At 62.7% G+C, this 22339-nt stretch carries 23 protein-coding genes; 5 read left to right on the forward strand and 18 right to left on the reverse strand.

Going from position 1 to position 22339, the window contains the following annotated elements; translation table 11 throughout:
• Positions 1–308: 308 nt before the first annotated feature.
• Together FW789_RS08800 and FW789_RS08805 are read right to left on the reverse strand one after the other, a co-directional pair.
• Positions 309–1643, reverse strand: coding sequence for an amino acid permease (locus FW789_RS08800; RefSeq protein WP_207072743.1), 1335 nt, complete (start codon positions 1641–1643; stop codon positions 309–311).
• Between the two features lie 294 nt (positions 1644–1937).
• Positions 1938–2696, reverse strand: coding sequence for a gamma-glutamyl-gamma-aminobutyrate hydrolase family protein (locus FW789_RS08805; protein ID WP_103438709.1), 759 nt, complete (start codon positions 2694–2696; stop codon positions 1938–1940).
• Positions 2697–3028: 332 nt separating this feature from the next.
• Here FW789_RS08805 and FW789_RS08810 point away from each other — a divergent pair, with 332 nt between their 5' ends.
• Positions 3029–3670, forward strand: coding sequence for a TetR/AcrR family transcriptional regulator (locus FW789_RS08810; protein WP_103436305.1), 642 nt, complete (start codon positions 3029–3031; stop codon positions 3668–3670).
• On the opposite strand, the gene FW789_RS08815 is transcribed toward FW789_RS08810, so the two are convergent.
• Positions 3667–4449 carry a class I SAM-dependent methyltransferase gene (locus tag FW789_RS08815; RefSeq protein WP_446431341.1) on the reverse strand — a complete coding sequence of 261 codons (783 nt, stop codon included), beginning with the start codon at positions 4447–4449 and terminating at the stop codon, positions 3667–3669. The genes FW789_RS08810 and FW789_RS08815 overlap by 4 nt on opposite strands.
• A 94-nt stretch (positions 4450–4543) precedes the next feature.
• Here FW789_RS08815 and FW789_RS08820 point away from each other — a divergent pair, with 94 nt between their 5' ends.
• Positions 4544–5164: an energy transducer TonB gene (locus FW789_RS08820; protein WP_446431342.1), complete on the forward strand. Its 621-nt coding sequence runs from the start codon at positions 4544–4546 to the stop codon at positions 5162–5164.
• On the opposite strand, the gene FW789_RS08825 is transcribed toward FW789_RS08820, so the two are convergent.
• The 7 genes from FW789_RS08825 to ppc form a co-directional block, all read right to left on the reverse strand.
• A complete protein-coding gene (locus FW789_RS08825) occupies positions 5161–5850 on the reverse strand; it encodes an extensin-like domain-containing protein (RefSeq protein ID WP_446431343.1) in 690 nt (229 codons plus the stop codon). The genes FW789_RS08820 and FW789_RS08825 overlap by 4 nt on opposite strands.
• 6 nt (positions 5851–5856) lie before the next feature.
• Positions 5857–6687: an isocitrate lyase/PEP mutase family protein gene (locus tag FW789_RS08830; protein ID WP_186697650.1), complete on the reverse strand. Its 831-nt coding sequence runs from the start codon at positions 6685–6687 to the stop codon at positions 5857–5859.
• A gap of 30 nt (positions 6688–6717) precedes the next feature.
• Positions 6718–7587, reverse strand: a complete 870-nt coding sequence (locus tag FW789_RS08835) for a DUF72 domain-containing protein (RefSeq protein ID WP_446431344.1) — start codon at positions 7585–7587, stop codon at positions 6718–6720.
• A 3-nt stretch (positions 7588–7590) separates the two neighbouring features.
• Positions 7591–7878: a hypothetical protein gene (locus FW789_RS08840; protein ID WP_101317179.1), complete on the reverse strand. Its 288-nt coding sequence runs from the start codon at positions 7876–7878 to the stop codon at positions 7591–7593.
• Between the two features lie 131 nt (positions 7879–8009).
• Positions 8010–8684 carry a tRNA (adenosine(37)-N6)-threonylcarbamoyltransferase complex dimerization subunit type 1 TsaB gene (tsaB, locus tag FW789_RS08845; protein ID WP_103436300.1) on the reverse strand — a complete coding sequence of 225 codons (675 nt, stop codon included), beginning with the start codon at positions 8682–8684 and terminating at the stop codon, positions 8010–8012.
• Between the two features lie 87 nt (positions 8685–8771).
• Positions 8772–9419, reverse strand: a complete 648-nt coding sequence (adk, locus tag FW789_RS08850) for an adenylate kinase (RefSeq protein ID WP_101317175.1) — start codon at positions 9417–9419, stop codon at positions 8772–8774.
• Between the two features lie 258 nt (positions 9420–9677).
• Complete coding sequence (gene ppc, locus FW789_RS08855; RefSeq protein ID WP_207072742.1) at positions 9678–12305, reverse strand: phosphoenolpyruvate carboxylase; 2628 nt, start codon at positions 12303–12305, stop codon at positions 9678–9680.
• A 177-nt stretch (positions 12306–12482) separates the two neighbouring features.
• Between ppc and FW789_RS08860 the strand changes: the two genes are divergently transcribed.
• The 3 genes from FW789_RS08860 to FW789_RS08870 all read left to right on the forward strand — a co-directional run bounded on the left by FW789_RS08860 (position 12483) and on the right by FW789_RS08870 (position 14357).
• Positions 12483–12827, forward strand: a complete 345-nt coding sequence (locus FW789_RS08860) for a pilin assembly protein (RefSeq protein WP_103436297.1) — start codon at positions 12483–12485, stop codon at positions 12825–12827.
• 282 nt (positions 12828–13109) lie between these two features.
• Positions 13110–13523, forward strand: coding sequence for a DUF4398 domain-containing protein (locus FW789_RS08865; RefSeq protein ID WP_103436296.1), 414 nt, complete (start codon positions 13110–13112; stop codon positions 13521–13523).
• Between the two features lie 48 nt (positions 13524–13571).
• Positions 13572–14357, forward strand: coding sequence for an OmpA family protein (locus FW789_RS08870; protein ID WP_101317166.1), 786 nt, complete (start codon positions 13572–13574; stop codon positions 14355–14357).
• 138 nt (positions 14358–14495) lie between these two features.
• On the opposite strand, the gene FW789_RS08875 is transcribed toward FW789_RS08870, so the two are convergent.
• The 8 genes from FW789_RS08875 to FW789_RS08910 all read right to left on the reverse strand — a co-directional run bounded on the left by FW789_RS08875 (position 14496) and on the right by FW789_RS08910 (position 22295).
• On the reverse strand, positions 14496–14822 hold the full coding sequence (locus FW789_RS08875; RefSeq protein WP_103436295.1) for a hypothetical protein: 327 nt from the start codon (positions 14820–14822) through the stop codon (positions 14496–14498).
• Positions 14819–15730 carry an alpha/beta hydrolase gene (locus FW789_RS08880; RefSeq protein WP_103436294.1) on the reverse strand — a complete coding sequence of 304 codons (912 nt, stop codon included), beginning with the start codon at positions 15728–15730 and terminating at the stop codon, positions 14819–14821. Before FW789_RS08880 ends, FW789_RS08875 begins: the two co-directional genes overlap by 4 nt.
• Complete coding sequence (locus FW789_RS08885) at positions 15702–16979, reverse strand: flavohemoglobin expression-modulating QEGLA motif protein (protein WP_101317158.1); 1278 nt, start codon at positions 16977–16979, stop codon at positions 15702–15704. The genes FW789_RS08880 and FW789_RS08885 overlap by 29 nt, the downstream gene beginning before the upstream one ends.
• Before the next feature lie 22 nt (positions 16980–17001).
• Positions 17002–17553 (reverse strand): hypothetical protein, encoded by a 552-nt coding sequence (locus FW789_RS08890; protein WP_103436293.1) that lies wholly within the window; start codon positions 17551–17553, stop codon positions 17002–17004.
• Positions 17554–17598: 45 nt separating this feature from the next.
• Entirely contained in the window at positions 17599–18303 is a 705-nt protein-coding gene (locus FW789_RS08895) for a TetR family transcriptional regulator (protein WP_186697877.1), read from the reverse strand.
• 215 nt (positions 18304–18518) lie between these two features.
• On the reverse strand, positions 18519–20021 hold the full coding sequence (gene lysS, locus FW789_RS08900) for a lysine--tRNA ligase (RefSeq protein WP_103436292.1): 1503 nt from the start codon (positions 20019–20021) through the stop codon (positions 18519–18521).
• 77 nt (positions 20022–20098) lie between these two features.
• A protein-coding gene (gene prfB / locus FW789_RS08905; protein WP_101317151.1) for a peptide chain release factor 2 occupies positions 20099–21194 on the reverse strand; the annotation gives its coding sequence in 2 pieces (ribosomal slippage) (positions 20099–21121 and positions 21123–21194; 1095 coding nt in all).
• 96 nt (positions 21195–21290) lie between these two features.
• Positions 21291–22295: a response regulator gene (locus FW789_RS08910; protein ID WP_103436291.1), complete on the reverse strand. Its 1005-nt coding sequence runs from the start codon at positions 22293–22295 to the stop codon at positions 21291–21293.
• Positions 22296–22339: the final 44 nt, after the last annotated feature.

Raw genomic sequence — 22339 nt, forward strand, 5'->3', positions numbered from 1 at the left:
AGCGACCAGGAGAGGGTGATCTTGGCCGGTTTATTTGTAGATGGTTCCGGGCCATTCGCTACGCTACGGGGTCCCTCACTCCGGTCTTGCCCCTTAACGCAGGCAGATCAAGATCGAAAGCGAAAGTCAAAAGCAGGGGCCGCGTAGCGGCCCCACTCTTGATCTTGATCCGCCGGTGACTCAGGAGCCGAACGCAGGCCTTGCGAAGGGAGGTGACGGCCTTGGATGGGCGGCAGCAGCTACGGCCCAGAATGGGCCGTACAGCGCGGTCCTCCGGGAGCAAGACCGGTGCGAAGGAAGCTGGTCGGTCACCGCATTCCGCCCTCTGGATCGTCTGCGCGCGCGCGACCTGCCTGCCGCACAAAACTCGTCAAGCCATACAGCACAGCACCGAGCGCCAACAATGCACCTGCCCGGAGCCAGTTTTGCCAAGGCTGCTGACTCATCAGCAGCAAGCAAGAAAATATAGCCAGTACGGGCACAAGCGGTTGCACCGCGTAATGCTCCGCATCGACTTTGTCTTTCTTCAGCACCAGAACCGCCACGTTGGTGCTCAGAAACACCAGCAACAGCAACAGTACGACCGTTTCCGCCAGGACCTGCAGCGAACCCGTAAACGTCAGCAGGACGGCCAGTCCGGTAGTCGCCGCAATCGCATATCCCGGCGTACGGCGACGGTGCAGTACACGGCCGAACAGGCCCGGTATCAAACCATCACGCGCCATGCCCAAGGTCAGTCGGCTGGCCATGATCATCGTCAGCAAGGCGCCATTGGCCACTGCCACCAATGCTATCAGGGCGAAGACCCCATCGGGCACGCCCAGCTCGGCACTGTGAACGATGTCCAGCAACGGAGTGCTGGCCGCGACCAGCTGCTGAACCGGCATCACCAGCGCAGCGCCGGCGCCGATGGCCAGATAAATCACGCCGGCCAATAACAGTGCGGCGAACAAGGCACGTGGATACGTGCGCCTTACGTCCTTGATCTCTTCAGCAAGGTTGGCAGATGTTTCGAAACCAACATAGGAATAGAACGCCAGCAACGCTCCGCCCAGCACCGCACCCGCTGGCCCATTACCGCCGAAATCGATCAACCGGGCCGGCTCGCTCTGCCCCTGACCGGCCAGCACTGCGACGGCAACGATCACCAGCACAAGGCCACTCAGTTCAACCACGGTCATGACCAGGTTGGCCCCCAGCGACTCCTTGATACCGCGTGCGTTCAGCACCCCAATCAGCAACAAAAACAAGGGCGCAAGCACTGCTGCTGGCCAGTCTATGAACACCCGCAGGTACTCTCCAGCAAACGCCAGCGCCAGGCCTGCAGCGCTGGTGACCCCGGCGGCCAGCATGGCGAAGCCGACCAGAAAGGCCAGCAACGGTGATCCGAACGCCTGCCGCGCGAACAGAGCCGCACCGCCAGCGCGAGGATATTTACTGACCAGTTCGGCATAGGACGCGGCCGTCAGCAGGGCAAAAAACAGCGCCATGCCCAGCGGTGCCCAGATGGCTCCACCGGCTCTGTCAGCAATCGCGCCTGCAAGTGCATACACGCCAGCCCCCAGCACATCGCCGAGGATAAAAAACACCAACAACCGTGTGCTGATGACTCGCTTGAGTGAGGAGGATTCGCTTGCGATGATGTCTTACTCCAGGTGCCGAATAGCCATGGCGCTGTGACCGATAGCCAACCGTCGAGGTTCAGAGCGATGTCAGTCTGGGCGCGCTTCGTTTCCAGAAGCCTGGCCAATCAGCTACTGGTCGGCGCTCACCGCACCGCACACAGACGTAATCTTCACCCGGGCCACCCAGATAGCAGGCTTTACGTATATAGCTGCGTGCGCAGCCCTTGCTCCTGGACGACGCTTCAAGCGGCCGATTCATCGTTGTTCAACTCTGTTCGGTAGATGAACTGATCGAAAGCGAAAAACGGCCGACTATGATCGCCGGAGTCGTTGTGCCGCGCGAGCCTGACAGGCCATACCGAATGCCTTGAAAATTGCAAGATAGTGCGGATAGAACATGACCTGCCATTCTGGGTGCCACTGCACGCCGAGAGCAAACGAACGACTGCCCTGTACTGACAACGCCTCCACCAGACCATCTCTGGCCACGGCTTCGATACGCAGTCCATTACCGACCCTCTCGATCCCCTGTCCGTGCACCGAATTGACCTCGATCACTTCGGGGAATCCCAACCCCTCCAGCAAACCCCCCGGCCTTACCGTAAGCTGATGGGCCGGCGCATACTGGTTTTCGATCGGTTCATTGCTCGGCGGTTCGTGCTCCACACCAGGCTGATGAAGTTGTTGAACAAGTGTGCCGCCATAAGCCACGTTCATTTCCTGGAACCCTCTACACACGCCGAGCACAGGCACCCCTGCCTCGACTGCGGCGGGCCAGAGTCGCAGGGTCAGATGGTCGCGCGCAGCATCAAGCTGAGTGCCGGGTGGGCATGGGGGGCCGTCATAATGATGGGGTTCGATGTTGGACGGTGAGCCGGTAAAGAGCAGACCATCCACAGCATCGAGAATATCCGGGATGTTCAGCAGCTCCGGAAACATTGGCAGGATCAACGGCAGCCCCTGGGCAGCTGTTATCACTGCACGGGCATTTTTGTCATCATTCAGTTGCACCGCATGTGGGCCGACTGTGTAGCTACAGGCAGTCACCCCGATTATCGGCAGCCGCGCCATCCCAACCCCCTTTGACTTGCGGTACACCTTATCGCGCGTGACTTGAGCGCCGCCTACAGAACAACGGGCAGTCATGCGCCAATCCAAAGCCGAACTGTGCCCCGCGCCGGTGTTGAACCGGCGCGGCGCTGCACCCTAGCGCTTGGCTTCGGCGTCAGGATTGGCAGACCGGACCAGTACCTCGCTCCCAGCGATGGGTATCTGTTCAGAGACCTTCATCTGTGCGTCGGTCAATGGAATCGACGAACGGAGCTTGCTCGGCCAGCAACGATTAATCGCCCGCTACAGCCGTAGCGCCTTTGAACCGGTAAGATGGCTTCCTGTTCACCAAGATGCAGACCCTGATGCCAAACGACGCACCCATCGGCCCTGGCCGGCCGAAGGACCTGGCCAAACGCGAGGCCATCCTTGAAGCTGCCAAAGCGCTATTCCTGAGCCTTGGCTACGCCAACACCAGCATGGATGCGGTCGCCACGGCGGCAGGTGTTTCAAAACTGACGGTCTACAGCCATTTCACCGACAAGCAGACCCTGTTCGGCTCGGCGGTGATGGCGACCTGCCAAAGCCAACTGCCAGAGCTTATCTTCGAGTTGCCCGCCGGAGTGCCGATTGACCAGGTGCTGCTGAATATCGCGCGTAACTTCCATGCGCTGATCAGCAGTGACGAGTCGGTCAAGCTGAGCCGCCTGATCATGGCGCTGGGCAGCCAGGACCCAGGCTTTGGCCAGTACTTCTATGAAGCCGGGCCGAAGTTGATTCTTGCCGAGATGGAAGCGCTGCTGCGCAACGCCGCCGAGCGCGGCCTGCTCGCGATCGGCAGCCCGTTGCGGGCCGCCGAGCACTTCTTCTGCCTGATCAAGGGCGCGCCGGATTACCGCTTGCTGCTCGGTTGCGCGCCGCCGTTGGTAGGCGCAGAAGCCGAGGCGCACGTGCGCGAGGTAGTCGAGCTGTTTGTGCGGGCGTACGCGCCTTAGGCCTTGAGGGCTTTTTTCGGGTAGATGTCGTAGCGGCTCGATTTGCCTTCCAGGCTGTGGCTGGGCTTGGGCCCGTCAATGATCGGCGCCTTGCGCGGGCGCTTGACCACTACGCGATGGCTGGCCAGTGCCAGCGCGGCAGCCAATAACGCCGGAGCATCGAGGTCGTCGCCCACCAGCGGGCGGAACACACGCATCTCTTTTTTCACCAGCGCGGTCTTCTCTCGATGGGGAAACATCGGGTCGAGGTAGATCACCTGGGGTGGCTCCCCTTGCCAGGCGTGCATGGTGTCGATGGCGTTGCCGACCAGCAAGCGCATGCGCTCGACGATGGGCCCGACCTCATGGTCGTCGCGGGCGCGCTGCAGGCCGTCGGCGAGCAACGCGGCTACCAGCGGCTGGCGCTCGATCAGGGTAAGCTGGCAACCGAGGCTGGCCAGCACGAAGGCGTCCTTGCCCAGGCCGGCAGTGGCATCCAGTACCTGCGGGCGCACGCCCTGGGCCACGCCGACCGCCTTGGCGATCATCTGCCCGCTGCCGCCGCCAAACAGGCGCCGGTGCGCGGCTTGACCTTCGACGAAGTCGACCCGTACCGGCCCTGGCGCCTGCGCCCCGAGCTGCTGCAGTTGCAGGCCGTCTGTGCCGATCTGCAGCGCCACGGCGGCGCTGTCATCGTTCAGCGGCAATCCCAGTTGCATAGCCCACTGCTGCGCCTGGGCCTGGTACTCGGGCGCCAACGCCTCGACTGTGATGCCCGTGCCCTGCTCTTGCTCTACCATCCGATCCTGCACCTGAAAAAATTAATGAAACCCCGGCCACGGCCGATACACGCAGTATCCGCTATTGTGCCAGAGCTGAACCGCCGCGACTGCCATGACAGACACTCTTCCCATCGGCTTGACCTACCTGTCGCCTGTCGGCAACTACGGTCGGCAGAATACCCAGGCACTCGGTGGCGTCAGCCATCTGTGGCAGGATTTCTTCGCCCGAGCGATGGCCGACCAAAGTGCTGTCGAAGTGGACCCGGTCAGCCAGGCGCTGCAGCAGCATGACCAAGTCAGTGGTGAGCCCACCGGCGGCGCCCGCGCCCTGGCATTGATCGACCTACAGCGTAGCTGTCAGGTCAGCGACACCGAGGTCAAGCCACCCGAGCCGCTGTTTCTGCCCAAGGCGGAGCTTGAAGCCGCACTGCTCGAACCTGCGCCCGAGCCTTTCAGCGCCGCTGAGATGATCGAGCAGCAGCGCGATCTGGACCTCAACAACAGCTGGTTACGCCCGGTCGTCATGCACCAGGGCCAGCTGCTGCCAACGCCTGGCGCTGCACCCGCGCCGCGCCCGCTGTACCTGCCGATTGCCGAATTCGACATGGACTTGCTCGACCCGGCGCCGGAGCCGTTCGATCAGCCGACCCTGACACTGCAGCAGCACGACCTTGAGTTCGACATGCACTGGGCAGGCCCGGTGGTGCTGAACAACGTGCGCGTACACGCCTAACGGCAGACCTGCCAGACGCCCATATCAAAGTGGAAGTGATTGTGGTGAGCGGCGTTGTAATCCGGCCCTAGTACCGTACTGAAGCTGGCACATGCAGCCTTGCGCACCTCGCGCAGAAACTCAGCCTTTTGTCCGCCAACCTGCCAGTCCTGCGCCAGCACGATGCGCTGGCCATCCTTGAGCTGAAAAGCGCTGATATCGAGGGCGTTGGCCGTCGCATGCTGGCTCAGGCGCCCTTCCTTGCGGTTGTACACATTGCGACAGGCAAAGCTGCCAAGGTGCTCGACCCTTGTCACCGGCTGGCCAAACACGCGCTGCGCGGCCGGCTGCAAGCCATGGGTCTCGAACAAGGCATAGGCCACCGCCAGCGGGCAGCTGGCGAGGAAACTGCTACTCAGGCTGGCCTGGCCTGCCTCAACCCGCCACACATTGCTCAACGGGCAGCGCGCGCTGTCTGGGCTGTCGGCCTGGGCGCGATAACGCAGGCCGGAGCTTTGCAGGGCTTGTTCGCACAGGGCTGGATCCTGGCGCAGCCGCGACAGCTTGTACGCGGTCAACCAGTTCGGCGGCTGGCGTACGTCGAGCGCTGCCCATGGGTTCCAGGCGGCAGGCGGGCGCCAGCCCAGGTACCAGGCTTGCGCCGCCGCCAGAGAGAGGATGAACAGCAGCCAACCGAGCCAGCGCATCAAGGCTTAGCGACGGAACAGATCGTTGAGCTGAGCAAACGGCATGCTCTGCTCGGCGTAGCTGAAGGTGCCCTGCTCGCGGATTTCCAGCGCTGCCCGCTGCAGCGCGCCAAAGGCCGCGCGGGCCAGTGACGAGCCGACGCTGATGCGGCGCACGCCGAGGTCCTGCAGCTGGTTGACGCTCAATGGCACGCCAGCCAGGCCCATCAGCACGTTGACCGGCTTGGGTGCCAGCGCCTGCACCACCGCGCGCACTTCGTCGGCGCTGCGCAGGCCTGGTGCGTAGAGCACATCGGCCCCCGCTTCGGCGTAGGCCTGCAAGCGCAGGATAGTGTCGTCGAGGTCCATCCGCTCATGCAGCAGGTTTTCCGCGCGGGCGCACAGGGTGAAGGTGAACGGCAGGCTACGCGCGGCCTGGGCGGCGGCACGGATCCGCTCCACGGCCAGGCCCATGTCATAGATGGGGGCATCGCTGCGGGTAGTGGCGTCTTCGATCGAGCCGCCCACCAGGCCCGCCTCGGCCGCGCGCAGGATCGCCTGGGCGCAGTCTTCAGGCAAGTCGCCAAAGCCGTTTTCCAGGTCGGCGGCGACTGGCAAGGCGGTCGCATCGACGATGGCGCGGGCGTTATGCAAGGTATCGTCCAGGCTCAGCGCACCCTCGGCATCGGCGCGGCCGAGGCTGAAGGCAAGGCCGGCACTGGTGCTCGCCAGCGCTTCGAAGCCCATGCTGGCCAGGAGTTTGGCCGAGCCGGCGTCCCAGGGATTGGCCATGATAAAGGCACCGTCACGCTCATGCAGCGCCTTGAAGGCCTCAGCTCGCAGGGTTTGTACATCCATGATCACAGGCTCCGGCAGATTGACGAGTGGTCAGAGTAGACCCAGCTGTTCGACCTCAGGCGCTCGTGGCAATTCCGCCAGTGCTGGCAACCCCGGCAGACGCTCGCTCAAGCGCTGGTGAAAATGCTGAGCCAAGGCCGCCGCCTGCTGGTTGTCGGAGGTATGCAGAAACACATAAGGGCTCAGGCCGGCTTCGATCCACTCGGCGACCTTGCTCACCCATGGCGTCAGGAACGGCTCGTTGCCAATCACTTCAGGCTGGCCGATGAAGCGCACCTGTGGGTGCTGGCTGAAAGCAGCCGGACGCGCCGGTACGCGAGGCTTCTTGCTCTGCGCATGCAACACTGCAGGCGCGCGTGAGGTGCAGCTGAACAACGCACGCGAGTCCAGGCAAATGCGCTCGACACCCATGCCATGCAGCAGACGATTGAGCGACCGCTCCTCTTCGCCGCGAGCGAAAAAGGCGTCGTTACGCACCTCGACTGCAACCGGCACGCCGATCTCTTGCAGAAAGTACGCAAGCTCGGGCAACCGCGAAGGGCCAAACGTGGCCGGCAACTGCAGCCAGTACGGCGCGACCCGCCCACCCAGCGGCGCCATCAGCCGAGTAAAGGCCAACGCTGCCTCAAGTTGCTCACGCAGATCACCGCCATGGCTGACTTCACGCGGGAATTTGGCGGTGAAGCGAAAGCCGGGCGGCATGATTTGCGCCCAGCGTTCTACCGTGGACAGTGCCGGGCTGGCATAAAAGGTGGTATTGCCTTCGACGGCGTTGAAGACCTGGCTGTACAGCGCGAGGTAATCAGTAACGCGGGCATCGGCGGGGTAGAGATAGTCGCGCCAGGCGCTTTCTCTCCAGGACGGGCAACCAAGAAAGTACGGTAGGGGCGATCGCTTCATCCATCAAATGTACAGATCAAGCCCCAACACTTCCATATCCCAATCGGTGAATCCTGCAGTCGCCATGTAGCTGGCCAGAGCGGTTGCAGTGCGCCGGTCGCGGGCGCGGGGGAAGACCATGTCCTGCTGGCGGGCGGGCAAGCCACCCGCGCTGCGGCGAGTGCGGGTTTCCTGCGCGACCTCGGACTCTTCGATCAGCTCGGCATCTTCGACTGCTTCGTCACGCACCGGTGCCTTGCGCGGTGCGCGCTTGATCGGATAGGACTGCGGTGAAAAGCCGTCGATACGCATGAAATGAACACTCAGGATCAATGATGGCAATTTAGCAGCATCAGAGATCCATCGCTAATGCCCTTGTGATAACTGGACCACAGTTCTCACCAAAGGTTTAGCGCAAAAGTAACCAGCCGACGAACCGCCGCTTAAACCGCCTTGGGCGTGGCCACGTTATCGCGCAGATAAACCGGTTGCGCCTGGTCGGCGGCGACCGCTTCACCGCGGGCCCAGGCAAATCCGGCCAGGCTCAGCACATCGAGCGCGCTGGGCAGCAGGCTGGTGTCCATGGCGCTGACCGGTACCGCCAGGCGCTCGTGGTAAGCCCAGCCAGTGCCGGCGCCGAACCAGTCGCCGCTGCTGCCATCCGGCAGCGCTACACGCTCCGGCGGCAGCACCGCTTCGCGGCCAACCAGGCGCATCTCGCCAGCAGTGGCCTGATAGCAGCCCCAGTAGACTTCATCCATGCGCGCATCGATGGCTGCGGCAACCTGAGCGATGCCACGCTCACGCAACACGCCTTGGGCCAGCGCGGCGAGGTTGGAAACCGGCAGCACCGGCCGCTCCAGAGCGAAGGCCAGGCCCTGGACAACGCCAATGGCAATGCGCACGCCGGTGAAGGCGCCAGGGCCGCGACCGAAGGCGATGGCGTCGACAGCGCTCAGCGCCACGCCCGCGTCGGCCAGCAACTGCTTGATCATCGGCAGCAGCTTTTGCGCGTGCAGACGCGGGATGACCTCATAGTGGCTGGTGACCTTGCCGTCATGCAGCAATGCAACGGAACAGGCTTCGGTGGCGGTATCCAGGGCCAGCAAGGTGGTCATCGAACGGGTTTCCAGACGCAAGAAAAAGAGCGCCAGTATAAACGACAACGGCCCGCAAGCGGGCCGTTGTCTTATGCAAGGTAACGATCAGCTCAGGGCTGCGAGGACCTTGGCAGTGATTGCTTCAACCGAGCCGACACCTTCGATGTGGCTGTACTTCGGCTTGCCATTGGCAGCACCAAGCTTCTGGTAGAAGTTGACCAATGGCTTGGTCTGGTCGTGGTAGACCGACAGGCGATGACGCACGGTTTCTTCGGTGTCGTCTTTACGCTGGACCAGATCTTCGCCAGTCACGTCGTCTTTGCCGGCAACCTTCGGCGGGTTGTAGACCACGTGGTAGACGCGACCCGAGCCCTCATGGACGCGACGGCCAGCAATGCGCTGAACGATCTCTTCGTCTTCCACGGCGATCTCGACCACAGCGTCCAGCTCGACGCCGGCAGTGACCAGCGCTTCAGCCTGCGGGATGGTGCGCGGGAAGCCGTCGAAGAGGAAACCGTTGGCGCAGTCTGGCTGGGCGATACGGTCCTTGACCAGGTTGATGATCAGCTCGTCGGAGACCAGCTTGCCAGCGTCCATGATCGCCTTGGCTTCGATGCCCAGAGGGGTGCCAGCCTTCACTGCGGCACGCAACATGTCGCCGGTGGAGATCTGTGGGATCGAGAACTTTTCGGTGATGAATTTTGCCTGAGTACCTTTACCGGCCCCGGGAGCTCCCAGCAGAATTACGCGCATCTTGTGCTCCTCATATTTTTTTATGCAAATCAACGGAGTCGGCGTCAGGGCCAAGTCCGGAAAATCAGGTGTCGACCAGAAAATCGGTCAAAAGGCTGATCAAGATACACAGCGCCCGGCGACCAGACAAGCGTCCCAAAGTTGCGATAAACCGCCACTTGCGACCTGCCCTGGCAAGGGTTGCCCTCGGTGCAACCCTGTTCCGCCGTGCACTATCATAGCCCGCCCCCGCCCACCTGAGCCTCCTTTGGTGGCGCCCTAACCGGTGTTGCGCAGGCCGGCGGCAATCCCTGCCACAGTGACCAGCAGCGCCTGCTCCAGCGGGCTGTCCAGAGCGGCTTCACGGCTGCGCGAGCGCGCCAGCAGCTCGGCCTGAAGGCGATGCAGCGGGTCCAGATAGGTGTTGCGCAGGCTAATGAACTCGAGGGTCTCAGGGCTGTGTGCGAGTAGCACCGGCTGCCCGGTCAGGCCCAATACCACCTGGCATGACTGCGACAATAGGTCGCGCAGGTGCGCACCCAATGGCAGCAGCTCGGGTTGCACTAGACGTTGGTCGTAGGCCTCGGCAATTTGCGCGTCGGCCTTGGCCAGGACCATCTCGAGCATGTCGATACGGGTGCGGAAGAACGGCCACTGCTCGCGCATCTGCGCCAACAGCTCACCCTGGCCGCGCGCCAAAGCGTTGTTCAGGGCGCTTTCCCAACCGAGCCAGGCCGGCAGCATCAGCCGTGTCTGCGTCCAACCGAAGATCCATGGGATTGCCCGTAGACTTTCGATACCGCCCGCGCGGCGCTTGGCCGGGCGACTGCCCAGCGGCAGACGGCCCAGCTCCTGCTCGGGAGTCGACTGGCGAAAGTACTCGACGAAGTCAGGGTTCTCGCGCACCACCCCGCGGTAGGCCTTGACGCCATCGGCGGCGAGTTGGTCCATCACCTCGCGCCAGGCCGGCTCAGGCGGCGGTGGCGGCAGCAGGGTGGCTTCGAGCACGGCGGCCAGGTACAGGTTGAGGTTCTGCTCGGCGATGCCCGGCAAGCCGAACTTGAAGCGGATCATCTCGCCCTGCTCGGTGGTACGGAAGCGCCCGGCGACCGAGCCGGGTGGCTGCGACAGGATCGCCGCATGGGCCGGGCCACCGCCGCGGCCGACGGTGCCGCCACGGCCGTGGAACAGCAGCAGTTCGACCTGATGCTCGCGGCAGATCTGCACCAGGGTTTCCTGGGCGCGATACTGCGCCCAGGCCGCGGCCGTGGTGCCTGCGTCCTTGGCCGAGTCGGAGTAACCGATCATCACTTCCTGAGGGCCGCGCAGGCCGCTGCGGTAACCCGGCAGGCCGAGCAGGCGCTGCATGACCGGCCCGGCGTTGTCCAGGTCGGCCAGGGTCTCGAACAACGGCACCACGCGCATTGGCCGGGTCAGGCCGGCTTCCTTGAGCAGCAGTTGCACGGCCAGCACATCAGACGCCGCGCCGGCCATGGAAATGACGTAAGAGCCAAGTGACGCAGCCGGCGCGGCGGCCACCTCGCGGCAGGTATCGAGGACCTCGGCGGTCTCGGCCTGGGGCTTGAAATGGGCCGGGAGCAACGGCCGGCGATTTTTCAGTTCAGCCTGGAGGAATTCGATGCGCTGCTCTTCATCCCAGTCGGCATAACGGCCAAGGCCGAGGTAGTCGGTGATCTCGCTCATCGCATCGCGATGGCGAGCGGCGTCCTGGCGCACGTCCAGGCGCACCAGGAACAAGCCAAAGGTGACGGCGCGGCGCAGGCAGTCGAGCAGCGGGCCATCGGCAATCACACCCATGCCGCACTCGTGCAGCGAGCGGTAGCACAGCTCGAGCGGGTCGAGCAGTTGGCGGTTGTCGCTGAGCACCTGGGCACCAGGTGGTTGGTTGCTGGTCAGTGCGGCCTGGGCCCAGCTGCGAGTCGCACGCAGGCGCTCGCGTAGCTGCTTGAGAACACTGCGATAGGGTTCAGCGCCCTCGCCTGCCTGTTCGAGCAGTTCAGCACTGGCCTGCTGCATCGACAGTTCAGCGGCCAGGCTGTCGATATCACGCAGGAACAGGTCCGCTGCCATCCAGCGCGCCAGCAGCAGCACCTCGCGGGTCACGGCGGCGGTGACGTTGGGGTTGCCATCACGATCACCGCCCATCCACGAGGCGAAACGGACCGGCGCCGACTCCAGCGGCAGGCGCAGGCCGGTTGCCTCAAACAGCGCTTTGTCGACTTTGCGCAGATGGCTGGGCACGGCCTGCCACAGTGAATGTTCGATGACTGCGAAGCCCCATTTGGCTTCGTCCACCGGGGTCGGCCGGGTGCGGCGGATTTCCTCGGTGTGCCAGGCCTCGGCGATCAATCGGCGCAGCTTGTCGCGCACCTGCTCGCGCTCGGCGGGGGTCAGGTCGCGGTGATCCTGCACGGCCAATTGCGCGGCGATGGCGTCGTATTTCTGGATCAGGGTGCGCCGCGCGACCTCGGTTGGGTGCGCGGTCAGCACCAGTTGGATATCGAGCTTGGCCAATTGCCGGGCGAGGGCATCGTCGCTGTGCCCTTCCTGCTTCAGGCGGGCCAGCAGCTCGGGCAAAACCCGGCTCTCGAACGGCTCGGGCTGGTCGCCAGCGCGGCGGTGGATGAGCTGATACTGCTCGGCGATGTTGGCCAGGTTGAGAAACTGGTTGAATGCCCGCGCCACCGGCAACAGCTCGTCATCGGCGAGGTCGTCGAGGGTCGAGCTGAGCTGCTCGGCCGCGCCGCGGCGGTCAGCCTTGGCGCTGTGGCGGATGGCTTCGATCTTCTGCAAAAACGCATCGCCATGCTGCTGGCGAATGGTTTCACCCAGCAGTTCCCCCAACAGATGGACATCCTCACGCAAGCGTACATCGATATCGGTCATCAGGCCTTTCTCCAGCGCGGCTCGTCCGCGCATCCATTCAGGAACCAGCAGCCCCAAGAGTGCCCACAGCAGCGCGCTCAAGGCAAGCCTGGCACAGCCAAAGCAACTAAAGTTGAGCAGTGTCACTCCCAATCAGTGCATGGCATCACGCCCTATCCAAGCTGCACAGAGGTCAACATGAAAATCCGCGAACTCGCCCAACACTGGGAACAGAACGCCGCAGGCAGCCTGAGCCCAACCAGCCACATCCTGCATCTGGACCTGGAATCGGAGGCGCGCCTGGCCGCGCTGATCGATATGTTCCCCAAACGCACCGCCGAAGAACTGCTTGGCGAACTGGTCGCCTCGGCCCTCGAAGAGCTTGAAGCGAGCTTCCCCTATGTGCAGGGCCGGCAGGTCATTGCCACCGATGAGCAAGGCGACCCCATGTATGAAGACGTAGGCTCTACGCCGCGATTTCTGGCCCTGTCGCGGCAGCATCTGCAGACGCTCGCAAGCACCGATCAAGACCCTGCCAAATAACGCGCTGACGACCGCGGGGGGGCCCGTGCGCCCCGCCGCAGTTACCCTGCCCTACCCCTTCGCGAGCTGAAAGTTCCGCAGTTTCTCGCTGACCGTTCAGTCAGAAAATACTTGTAACGGCTTGCTATTTTTTTCGGAACTATTCGAAAAACGCTCCAGTCCGAGCCAATAGCCATCACGCTAAAACCCTGCACACAGTGGTAGTGCACAGTTCAGCTGAAGCGCGCACTGTCAGGGAACGAGCGATGGACTGCCACGGACATTGTCATCAGGAGTGATCCAATGGAGCTGACCAACATGAAGAGCCGCACTATGCCAACATCCTTCACCCGCATGCATGGCCTGAAACTGGCCGCGCTGGCCCTGGGCAGCACGTTTGTCCTCGCTGGTTGCGCCGGCAAGCCGCCAACCGAGCAGTACGCCGTGACCCAATCTGCGGTCAACGCGGCGGTGAGCTCCGGCGGTACCGAGTTCGCTGCAGTGGAAATGAAAGCGGCGCAGGACAAGTTCAAGAAAGCTGAAATTGCCATGCACGACAAAAAGTACGAAGAAGCCAAGGTGCTCGCCGAGCAGGCTGAGTGGGACGCCCGCGTAGCAGAGCGCAAGGCACAGGCTGCCAAAGCGCAAAAAGCTGTGCAGGACTCCCGCCAAGGCGTCCAGGAACTGCGTGAGGAAGGCCTGCGCAGCGCTGAATAAGCCTGCCCGCCTCCCCCAGCCTTCGTTACTGATTAAAGGAAGAACACTATGCGCAACTACGTCATGATCCCCGCCCTGCTGGCCCTGAGTGTTGGCCTTGCTGCTTGCTCGCATGATCCAAACGCCAACCTCGAGTCTGCTCGCACCAGCTTCTCGGCGCTGCAGAGCGATCCACAGTCGACCAAACTGGCCGCCCTTGAGACCAAGGACGCGCAGGACTGGCTGAACAAGGCCGACAAGGCCTACATGGATCGCGAAGACACCAAGAAAGTCGACCAGCTGGCCTACCTGACCAGCCAGCGCGTTGAAGTCGCCAAGCAGACCATCGCCCTGCGCGCTGCTGAAGGCGAGCTGAAAAACGCTTCGGCGCAACGTGCCCAGGCTCGCCTGGATGCCCGTGACGCCCAGATCAAGAAGCTGCAGGACAGCCTCAACGCCAAACAGACCGACCGTGGCACCCTGGTAACCTTCGGCGACGTGCTGTTTGACTTCAACAAGGCTGAACTGAAGAGCAGCGCCCTGCCGAACGTGACCAAGCTGGCGCAGTTCCTGGCTGAAAACCCAGAGCGTAAAGTGATTGTCGAGGGCTACACCGACAGCGTCGGTTCGGCCAGCTACAACCAGAGCCTGTCCGAGCGTCGTGCTGGCGCTGTGCGCATGGCCCTGGTACGTGCCGGTGTAGATCCAGCGCGTATCGTCTCGCAGGGCTATGGCAAGGAATACCCGGTTGCTGACAACACCAGCAACTCCGGCCGTGCCCAGAACCGTCGTGTGGAAGTAACCATTTCCAACGACAACCAGCCGGTTGCGCCGCGTACTGCTGCCAACCAGTAAGGGTTGTGAGCGGGGCTGCGTGTCAGCCCCGTCGCGACAAACAAAAACCGCGTGAAGCCTTTGGGCTCACGCGGTTTTTTTGTGCCCTGCTTTGGCGGGGACAGAGTTGCTGGGGCCGAGCAGCGGCCCCAATGCGATTCACTGCACTTGCTGCGGCGTCTCCTCGCCAACACAGCGCACCGCACGCTTGCGGTTGTCGACCAGCACACCGGTCAGGCCCTTCTGCTGCATATCGATCAATACCAACACCCCATCCATGCACTGCGCCACCTGCGCCGCAGGCTCCAGCGAGACCTTGTAATCCTCGCCCGGCACCGTCTTGAGCATGGTGAAGTCCTGCAGCAACAGGGCATCCTCAGGCTTGGCAAAATGCAGGTAGCCGTAATACCAGAGGGCCCCTACCGTCACGATGATGCTACCGACGCCGGTCAGAATCAGCGGGATGGCGTTGCGTTCTTCACTCATTGCTTGTTCTTCTCATCAGGGAAATTAGGCACTTCGGCCAAGCGCCGCAGGCCGTTGAAATGGGTCGGATCATCCAGGAAGCGGATCATCACCTGGCGCCAGGTCGGGTCGGCAAAGGTCTGCACGTGGCCGCCGCGGGTCAGTTGCAACACCCGTGGTGGTGGCGCATGACGGTACAAATCCAGACCGTTTTCCAGCGGCACCAGGGCATCGTCGATGCTGTGGAAAAACAACTTCGGCGGGCTGTCCAGGCGCTCGATCGAACGGATCGCGCTGTCGCCGTCGGGCACCAGCCATGACAGCGGCACCTGCAGCGGCCAGGTCAGCCAACCGGTACCCAGCGCGTATCGCCCGACCGAGCGATAACTGGCCGGCACACCATCGAACACCAGCGCACTGAAGCGCTGACGCTGCTCAGGGTGGCCCGCCAGGTAATGAATCGCCATCGCTCCGCCCAGGCTCTGCCCCAGCAGCACCAGTGGTTTGCCCTGCACCTCAGGCGCCCGTTCAAGCCAGCTCATGGCCGCAGCTATGTCTTCGTACACCTCAGGCAGGCTTGGCTTGCCTTCGGACAGGCCATAACCGCGATAGTCGATCATCAACACCTGGAAGCCCTGCTCCGGCAGCCAGTAGCTGCCGCCGAGGTGCCCAGGCAGGTTGCCGCCGTTGCCGTGCAGGTGCAGCACCGTACCCTTGACCTCGACGCCATCCTTGGCCGGCAGCCACCAACCGTGCAGGCGCATGCCATCGCTAGTGGTCAGGGTCACATCGCGATAGGCCAGCTTGGCCCGCTCGGGGGTGAATGCCTGGCCCGGCTCGGGATAGAACAGTAGGCTGCTGCAGCCGCCGAGGGTCAGGGCCAGGGTCAGGGCCAAGCCTTTACAGAATGTTCGCGTAGTCGGCTTCAATGCGATCAAGGCTCAGGTGGTTGAGGAAGTTGGAGAAGCACATCCAGGCAGACAGCGCATTCAGGTCGCGGAACTGCTCGGGCAGGTACTTGGGCGGTTCGACCAGGCCTTCCTCGACCAGCTGGCGCAACGTACGCATGTCCTCCAGAGTGGTCTTGCCGCAGAACAACAACGGGATCTGCTCAAGCTTGCCCTTCTTCACGGCCAACTGAATGTAGTTGTAAACCATGATGAAGCCCTTGAGGTAGGACAAGTCCTTGGTGAATGGCAAGCCGTTCGGCACCGAGCCGCGGAACACTCGGCTGGCGTTGCTGTAACTCTGGCCGATCTCGAAGCCCTGGCCACGGAAGAACTCATACACCTGCATGAAGTCGGCGCCCTGCTCGACCATGTGAATGGCACGAGTGCGGTTGGTCAGCTTGCGCAGGCGACTCGGGTACGAGGCAAAGGCGATCACTTCCATAAGGATGGCCAGGCCTTCCTGAGTCACAGTCGACGACGGCGGTCCCTTGGCGAGGAAGGTGCAGATCGGCTGGTTAAGCCCGTTGAGCGTGGTACCAACATGCACCAGTCCTTCATGAACCTCCAGCGCACGCACATCACGGCTGTTGAACATGGCATCGGCACGCACCTTGATGTAGTCGGCGCCCGCCGCTGCATCGGCGACGATACCGTCGGACTCGAACACGCGGATGGTGCCTTCGGCCTCACCGAACACCGTATTCAGCCGGCGCTGGAGGATATCCACCGCTTGCTTGGCAGTAAGGTTCTTCGGCTCGTCCTTGAGATCGCCGCGGCCATCGATGTTGTTCAGGTAATCAGAAAGCATCAAGCCAAGGTCGGCCAGGGTCGGGTCGCCGGCATGAAACGCATCGGAAGCTGCACCATACAGCTCCTGCGAAATCAGGCCGAAGTCCTCGGTGCCGCGCGCTTCCAGCATGCGCACCACCATGCGGTACTCGCGGCACATGCGCCGCATGATCTGCCCGACCGGGTTGAACTGGCCCAGCTGGCGAGTGATGTCGCGCTCGATGCTCTGAAACTCGGCCTTCAATGCACTCGAATCGAAGCCCAGGGGGCGCGACTGGTAATAGGCGCGGTCCACGGCAGGCGGCTCTTTGCCCTTGCCGTTGATGAAGGCCTGGCGGATGTTGTCGTCCCACTTCACCGCATCGAGCACGCGGATCGGCGTCTGCGCCACGACAATGCGGTCGGACAACGCGCGAATGGTCTGCTGATACTCGTCCACGGCTAATTCCTTGTAGCGGCTATTACTTGCCGACGCGCTGGAAGCGCGCCACTTCGACGAACAGGTCAGAGTTGGCCGGGTCATCCAGGTAGGCCAGCACTCGCTCGGTCGGGCTGTCGATCAACACGCCCGGACCGTTGTCTTCCGGCACCTCGATACTGCGCCCGCTGAGTTCCTTGCGCGTGAGCGCCTCGTGCACCTGATCGACGTCCAGGTTGTACACCACCAGTTCCTTGCCGTCGGCGCTGACCTCGAAGCCGCCAATCAGGAAGTTGCCGCCCAGGCGCTTGGGCACCCCGGCCGACAGGTACCAGCGGCTGCCATGACGGGCCACGGTAAACACGTAGTCTTCAGCCGGCTTGCCTTTGGCTGTGGCAAACGCCTTGTAGCTGTTGCCAGCCGCGCGGCTGATGCTCAGCGTGAGCGGCTCGCCCCAGGCATCCTTGCTGCTCCACTTGCCCAGTAACGCCTTGGGTGCGGTCTGGTTGGCCGGCAGCGGGTCGCCAAAGGTCACCAGACAACCGCCCAGCATCAGGAATGACAACGTCAACAACACCATACGCCAGGCTTTCATCAGGCTCTCCTAGATAGATCAGTGACAGCGCAAACCGCTCGCAGCTCAGACCGATGCCAGCACCAGGTGCAGGTAGCGGGTAAGAATAGCGAGCATCTGCCCATCGGCCTGCCTGTTCGTTTGTTCAAGCAGGCCTTGATATTCCATCTGCTCGATAATCGCCGTCAACATCTGTGCGTCCTGCTCGGGATGATGCGAGCCGATTACCTGGAGCATCTGCCGCGCGCCTTGCGCGAGGATCCGTTCGTGCGCGCGCACAAGCTCGGCCAGCCGCGGGCAGAGCAAGGCCTCCTGGCGGAAAGCCTGCTCGGCCATGAGAAAGTCACGCCGATTGCTCAGTTGCCGGCTGACGTAGTCGGCGGTCATCCGCGCGATTTCATCGACCAGCCGCGTCCGTGATGCGGCGCTGCCATCGTCCTGCGCGAGCAACTGGCGCAACACCCCTTCACTGGTCGCCCACAGCTTGGCCATGTAGTCGGCGCTGCGCTCGACGTACTGGGCAAAGGTGTCGGTGAGCAGGTCTTCGATGTCCTTGAAGTAGTAGGTGGTGGCCGACAGCGGCACACCGGCCTCGGCAGCCACGGCGCGGTGGCGCACGCCGCGCACGCCATCGCGGACGACGATGCGCATCGCTGCGTCGAGAATCAGCTGGCGGCGTTGTTCACTGCCCTGGCGACTGGTCTTGCGCCCTTGGTACTGCACGCTTTCAGCAACGGCGCTGGCTACGCCGGCTGCGCCTTGTTCGGCGATTGCTGGGTTCACGCTGAATACCTCATGAGGGAAGTGTGCGGCTCATATGCGCCTGGCGCGATCAGCACGGGGCCGCTACGCGGCCCTTTCGCGACACAAGGCCGCTCCTACAGGGCCCGCGCATGGCTTGAATGCTTGCGCGATCGATGTAGGAGCGGCCTTGTGTCGCGAAAGGGCTGCGTAGCAGCCCCTGCAATCCAGAAGTGTAAACCCGCTCAGCCCTGTGGGCGCATATGCGGGAACAGGATCACATCACGGATCGACGGCGAGTTGGTCAGCAACATCACCAGGCGGTCGATGCCGATGCCTTCACCGGCAGTCGGCGGCATGCCGTATTCCAGCGCACGGACGAAGTCGGCGTCGTAGTGCATGGCTTCGTCATCACCGGCATCCTTCTCCGCCACCTGGGCCAGGAAGCGCTCGGCCTGGTCTTCGGCATCATTGAGCTCGGAGTAGGCGTTGGCGATTTCACGGCCACCGATGAACAGCTCGAAGCGGTCGGTGACGTTCGGGTTGGCGTCGTTGCGGCGGGCCAGCGGCGACACTTCGAACGGGTACTCGGTAATGAAGTGCGGCTGCTCCAGCTTGTGCTCGACCAGCTCTTCGAAAATCATCACTTGCAGCTTGCCCAGGCCTTCATGGCCGAGCACCTTGGCACCTGCCTGCTTGGCAATCGCGCGGGCCTTGTCGACGTCCTGCAGGTCGGCGGCGGTCAGCTCGGGGTTGTACTTGAGGATCGAGTCGAACACCGACAGGCGCACGAACGGCTCGCCGAAGTGGAACACCTTGTCGCCGTAAGGCACGTCGGTGCTGCCCAGCACCAGCTGCGCCAGCTCGCGGAACAGCTCTTCGGTGAGGTCCATGTTGTCTTCGTAGTCGGCGTAGGCCTGGTAGAACTCGAGCATGGTGAACTCGGGGTTGTGCCGGGTCGAAACACCTTCGTTACGGAAGTTGCGGTTGATCTCGAAGACCTTCTCGAAGCCACCCACGACCAGACGCTTGAGGTACAGCTCAGGCGCGATCCGCAGGAACATCTGCATGTCCAGCGCGTTGTGGTGGGTTTCGAAGGGCTTGGCTGCCGCACCGCCTGGGATGGTCTGCAGCATCGGCGTTTCCACTTCGAGGAAATCGCGCTTGGCAAGGAAGCTGCGGATGTGCGAGATCACCTGCGAACGCACACGGAAGGTGTGGCGGGTCTCTTCGTTGACCATCAGGTCGACGTAGCGCTGGCGATAGCGCTGCTCGGTGTCGGTCAGGCCGTGATGCTTGTCCGGCAACGGACGCAGCGATTTGGTCAGCAGACGCACGCTGGTCATTTCGACGTACAGGTCGCCCTTGCCGGAACGCGCCAGGGTGCCTTCGGCGGCAATGATGTCGCCCAGGTCCCAGGTCTTGACCGCAGCCAGGGTCTCTTCCGGCAGGGTCTTGCGGTTGACGTAGACCTGGATGCGCCCGGTCATGTCCTGGATAACCATGAACGAGCCACGGTTGAGCATGATACGACCGGCAACCTTGACCGGGATCGCTGCAGCTTCCAGCTCTTCCTTGGTCTTGTCGACATATTGCTTCTGCAGGTCGCTGCAGTAGCTGTCGCGACGGAAGTCGTTGGGGAAGGCCTGGCCCTTGGCACGCTCGGCGGCAAGTTTTTCCTTGCGCAGCGCGATCAGGGTGTTTTCTTCCTGTTGCAGGTCTTGCGGGTCGAGTTTGAGATCGCTCATGTCGTCAGATTTTCCATCAAGGATTCATTGCCCTCGCCCGCAGGCGAGGGTCTTGCGCCAGCTCAGCAGCCGAGAAGTTACAGGCCTTGCTTGAGGCTCGCTTCGAGGTATTCGTCGATATCGCCGTCCAGCACCTTGTCGCAGTCGCTGCGTTCGATGTTGGTGCGCAGGTCTTTGATTCGCGACGCGTCGAGCACGTACGAGCGAATCTGGTGACCCCAGCCGATGTCCGACTTGCTGTCTTCCAGAGCCTGCGAGGCTGCGCTGCGCTTTTGCATCTCCAGCTCGTACAACTTGGCCCGCAACATTTTCATGGCGGTGTCCTTGTTGGCGTGCTGGGAACGTTCGTTCTGGCAGCTGACCACGGTGTTGGTCGGCACGTGAGTGATCCGGACCGCCGAGTCGGTGGTGTTGACGTGCTGACCACCGGCACCCGAGGAGCGGTAGGTGTCGATACGCAGGTCGGACGGGTTGATGTCGATCTCGACCTTGTCGTCGATCTCGGGCGAGACGAACACTGCCGAGAACGAGGTGTGGCGACGCGCGCCGGAGTCGAACGGGCTTTTGCGCACCAGTCGATGAACGCCAATCTCGGTACGCAACCAGCCAAACGCGTACTCGCCCTTGATGTGCACGGTGGCGCCTTTGATGCCGGCGACTTCACCTTCGGACAGCTCCATGATGGTGGCGTCGAAGCCACGCTTGGAGGCCCAGCGCAGGTACATGCGCAGGAGGATGTTGGCCCAGTCCTGTGCTTCGGTACCGCCGGAACCGGCCTGGATATCCAGGTAGGCGTTGTTCATGTCCATCTCGCCGCTGAACATGCGACGGAATTCGAGCTTGGCCAGGGACTCTTCGAGACCTTCGAGCACTTCGACAACGTCGTTGACCGCCGCTTCGTCGTTTTCTTCGACGGCCATGTCGAGCAGCTCGCGCGAATCGGCCAGGCCACTGGACATCTCGTCCAGGGTGCCGACGATCTGCGCCAGCATGGCGCGCTCGCGGCCCAGCTCCTGGGCGTACTCGGGTTTGTTCCACACGGCCGGGTCTTCCAGCTCGCGGTTGACTTCGATCAGGCGCTCAGCTTTCAGATCGTAGTCAAAGATACCCCCGAATCGATTCGGAACGTTCGGTGAGGTCTTTGATGGTGTTGAGGATCGGTTGGATTTCCATTGGGCAGGCTACTCGCGCGAATTCGGTGAAAAGCCGGTGAGTATAAACCAGTCCGAGCCACGACGGCAGACCCGCCGGGCAGGCGCAAGGCGCTTATCAGGCAATACCGGCCTGATTGCGCCCATTGTTCTTGGCCAGGTACAGCCCTTTGTCGGCGGCCGAGATCAGTTGCCGGCAATGGCTACCGATAGCCGGGGTCAGGGTGGCGATGCCCAGGCTCACGGTCAGCCGCGCATCGGCCTCGGGTGCGGTGTGGGCGATGCCCAGGCCGTAGACCGACTGGCGCAGTTTTTCGGCAATCAGGCGGGCGCCGCCCGGCGAGGTGTTAGGCAGCACCAGGGCGAACTCTTCGCCGCCGTAGCGCGCCGGCAGGTCGCTTGGCCGTGAGCATGAACTGCGAATCGCCGCAGCCACCTGGCGCAACGCCTCGTCGCCGGCAAGATGGCCGAAGCTGTCGTTAAAGGCCTTGAAGTAGTCGACGTCGATCATCAACAGCGACAGTTGCTGCTGCTCACGCATGGCCCGGCGCCACTCCAGTTCCAGGTACTCGTCGAAGTGGCGGCGGTTGGACAAACCGGTCAAGCCATCGGAGTTCATCAGGCTCTGCAGCATCAAATTGGTGTCGAGCAGTTGCTGCTGGCTGACGCGCAGTGCGCGATACGCCTCGTCGCGCTGCAACAGGGTCATGTAGGAGCGCGAGTGGTAACGAATCCGCGCCACCAGCTCGATGGTATCCGGCAGTTTGACCAGATAATCATTGGCCCCGGCGGCAAACGCGGCGCTCTTGACCAACGGGTCCTCCTTGGTCGACAGGACGATGATCGGGATGTCCTGAGTGGCCGGGTGGTTGCGGTATTCGCGCACCAGGGTGAGGCCATCCAGGCCCGGCATGATGAGGTCCTGGAGGATCACCGTCGGCTTGATGCGCATGGCCTGGGCGATGGCCTGATGCGGATCGGCACAGAAGTGGAAGTCGATATTCTCTTCATGGGCCAGCCCACGCCGCACCGCTTCGCCGATCATTGCCTGATCGTCCACCAGCAGCACCATCGCCGAATTTTCGTTGGCGGTCACAAGACCTGCGCTTGGTAGATCAATCATGCCTGTTCACCTGATCACGACCGTCCAGGCGGTGTGACTCAATT

Source organism: Pseudomonas sp. 1121_17, from assembly GCF_052850745.1.

Coding starts and splice junctions, on each gene's coding strand:
- FW789_RS08810 (WP_103436305.1), top strand. CDS start 3,029: ATGCAGACCCTGATGCCAAACGACGCACCCATCGGCCCTGGCCGGCCG.
- adk (WP_101317175.1), bottom strand. CDS start 9,419: ATGCGCGTAATTCTGCTGGGAGCTCCCGGGGCCGGTAAAGGTACTCAG.
- FW789_RS08840 (WP_101317179.1), bottom strand. CDS start 7,878: ATGCGTATCGACGGCTTTTCACCGCAGTCCTATCCGATCAAGCGCGCA.
- FW789_RS08815 (WP_446431341.1), bottom strand. CDS start 4,449: ATGGTAGAGCAAGAGCAGGGCACGGGCATCACAGTCGAGGCGTTGGCG.
- FW789_RS08830 (WP_186697650.1), bottom strand. CDS start 6,687: ATGGATGTACAAACCCTGCGAGCTGAGGCCTTCAAGGCGCTGCATGAG.
- lysS (WP_103436292.1), bottom strand. CDS start 20,021: ATGAGCGATCTCAAACTCGACCCGCAAGACCTGCAACAGGAAGAAAAC.
- FW789_RS08820 (WP_446431342.1), top strand. CDS start 4,544: ATGACAGACACTCTTCCCATCGGCTTGACCTACCTGTCGCCTGTCGGC.
- FW789_RS08865 (WP_103436296.1), top strand. CDS start 13,110: ATGGAGCTGACCAACATGAAGAGCCGCACTATGCCAACATCCTTCACC.
- ppc (WP_207072742.1), bottom strand. CDS start 12,305: ATGACCGATATCGATGTACGCTTGCGTGAGGATGTCCATCTGTTGGGG.
- FW789_RS08870 (WP_101317166.1), top strand. CDS start 13,572: ATGCGCAACTACGTCATGATCCCCGCCCTGCTGGCCCTGAGTGTTGGC.
- FW789_RS08860 (WP_103436297.1), top strand. CDS start 12,483: ATGAAAATCCGCGAACTCGCCCAACACTGGGAACAGAACGCCGCAGGC.
- FW789_RS08835 (WP_446431344.1), bottom strand. CDS start 7,587: ATGAAGCGATCGCCCCTACCGTACTTTCTTGGTTGCCCGTCCTGGAGA.
- FW789_RS08875 (WP_103436295.1), bottom strand. CDS start 14,822: ATGAGTGAAGAACGCAACGCCATCCCGCTGATTCTGACCGGCGTCGGT.
- FW789_RS08890 (WP_103436293.1), bottom strand. CDS start 17,553: ATGAAAGCCTGGCGTATGGTGTTGTTGACGTTGTCATTCCTGATGCTG.
- tsaB (WP_103436300.1), bottom strand. CDS start 8,684: ATGACCACCTTGCTGGCCCTGGATACCGCCACCGAAGCCTGTTCCGTT.
- FW789_RS08825 (WP_446431343.1), bottom strand. CDS start 5,850: ATGCGCTGGCTCGGTTGGCTGCTGTTCATCCTCTCTCTGGCGGCGGCG.
- FW789_RS08805 (WP_103438709.1), bottom strand. CDS start 2,696: ATGGCGCGGCTGCCGATAATCGGGGTGACTGCCTGTAGCTACACAGTC.
- FW789_RS08910 (WP_103436291.1), bottom strand. CDS start 22,295: ATGATTGATCTACCAAGCGCAGGTCTTGTGACCGCCAACGAAAATTCG.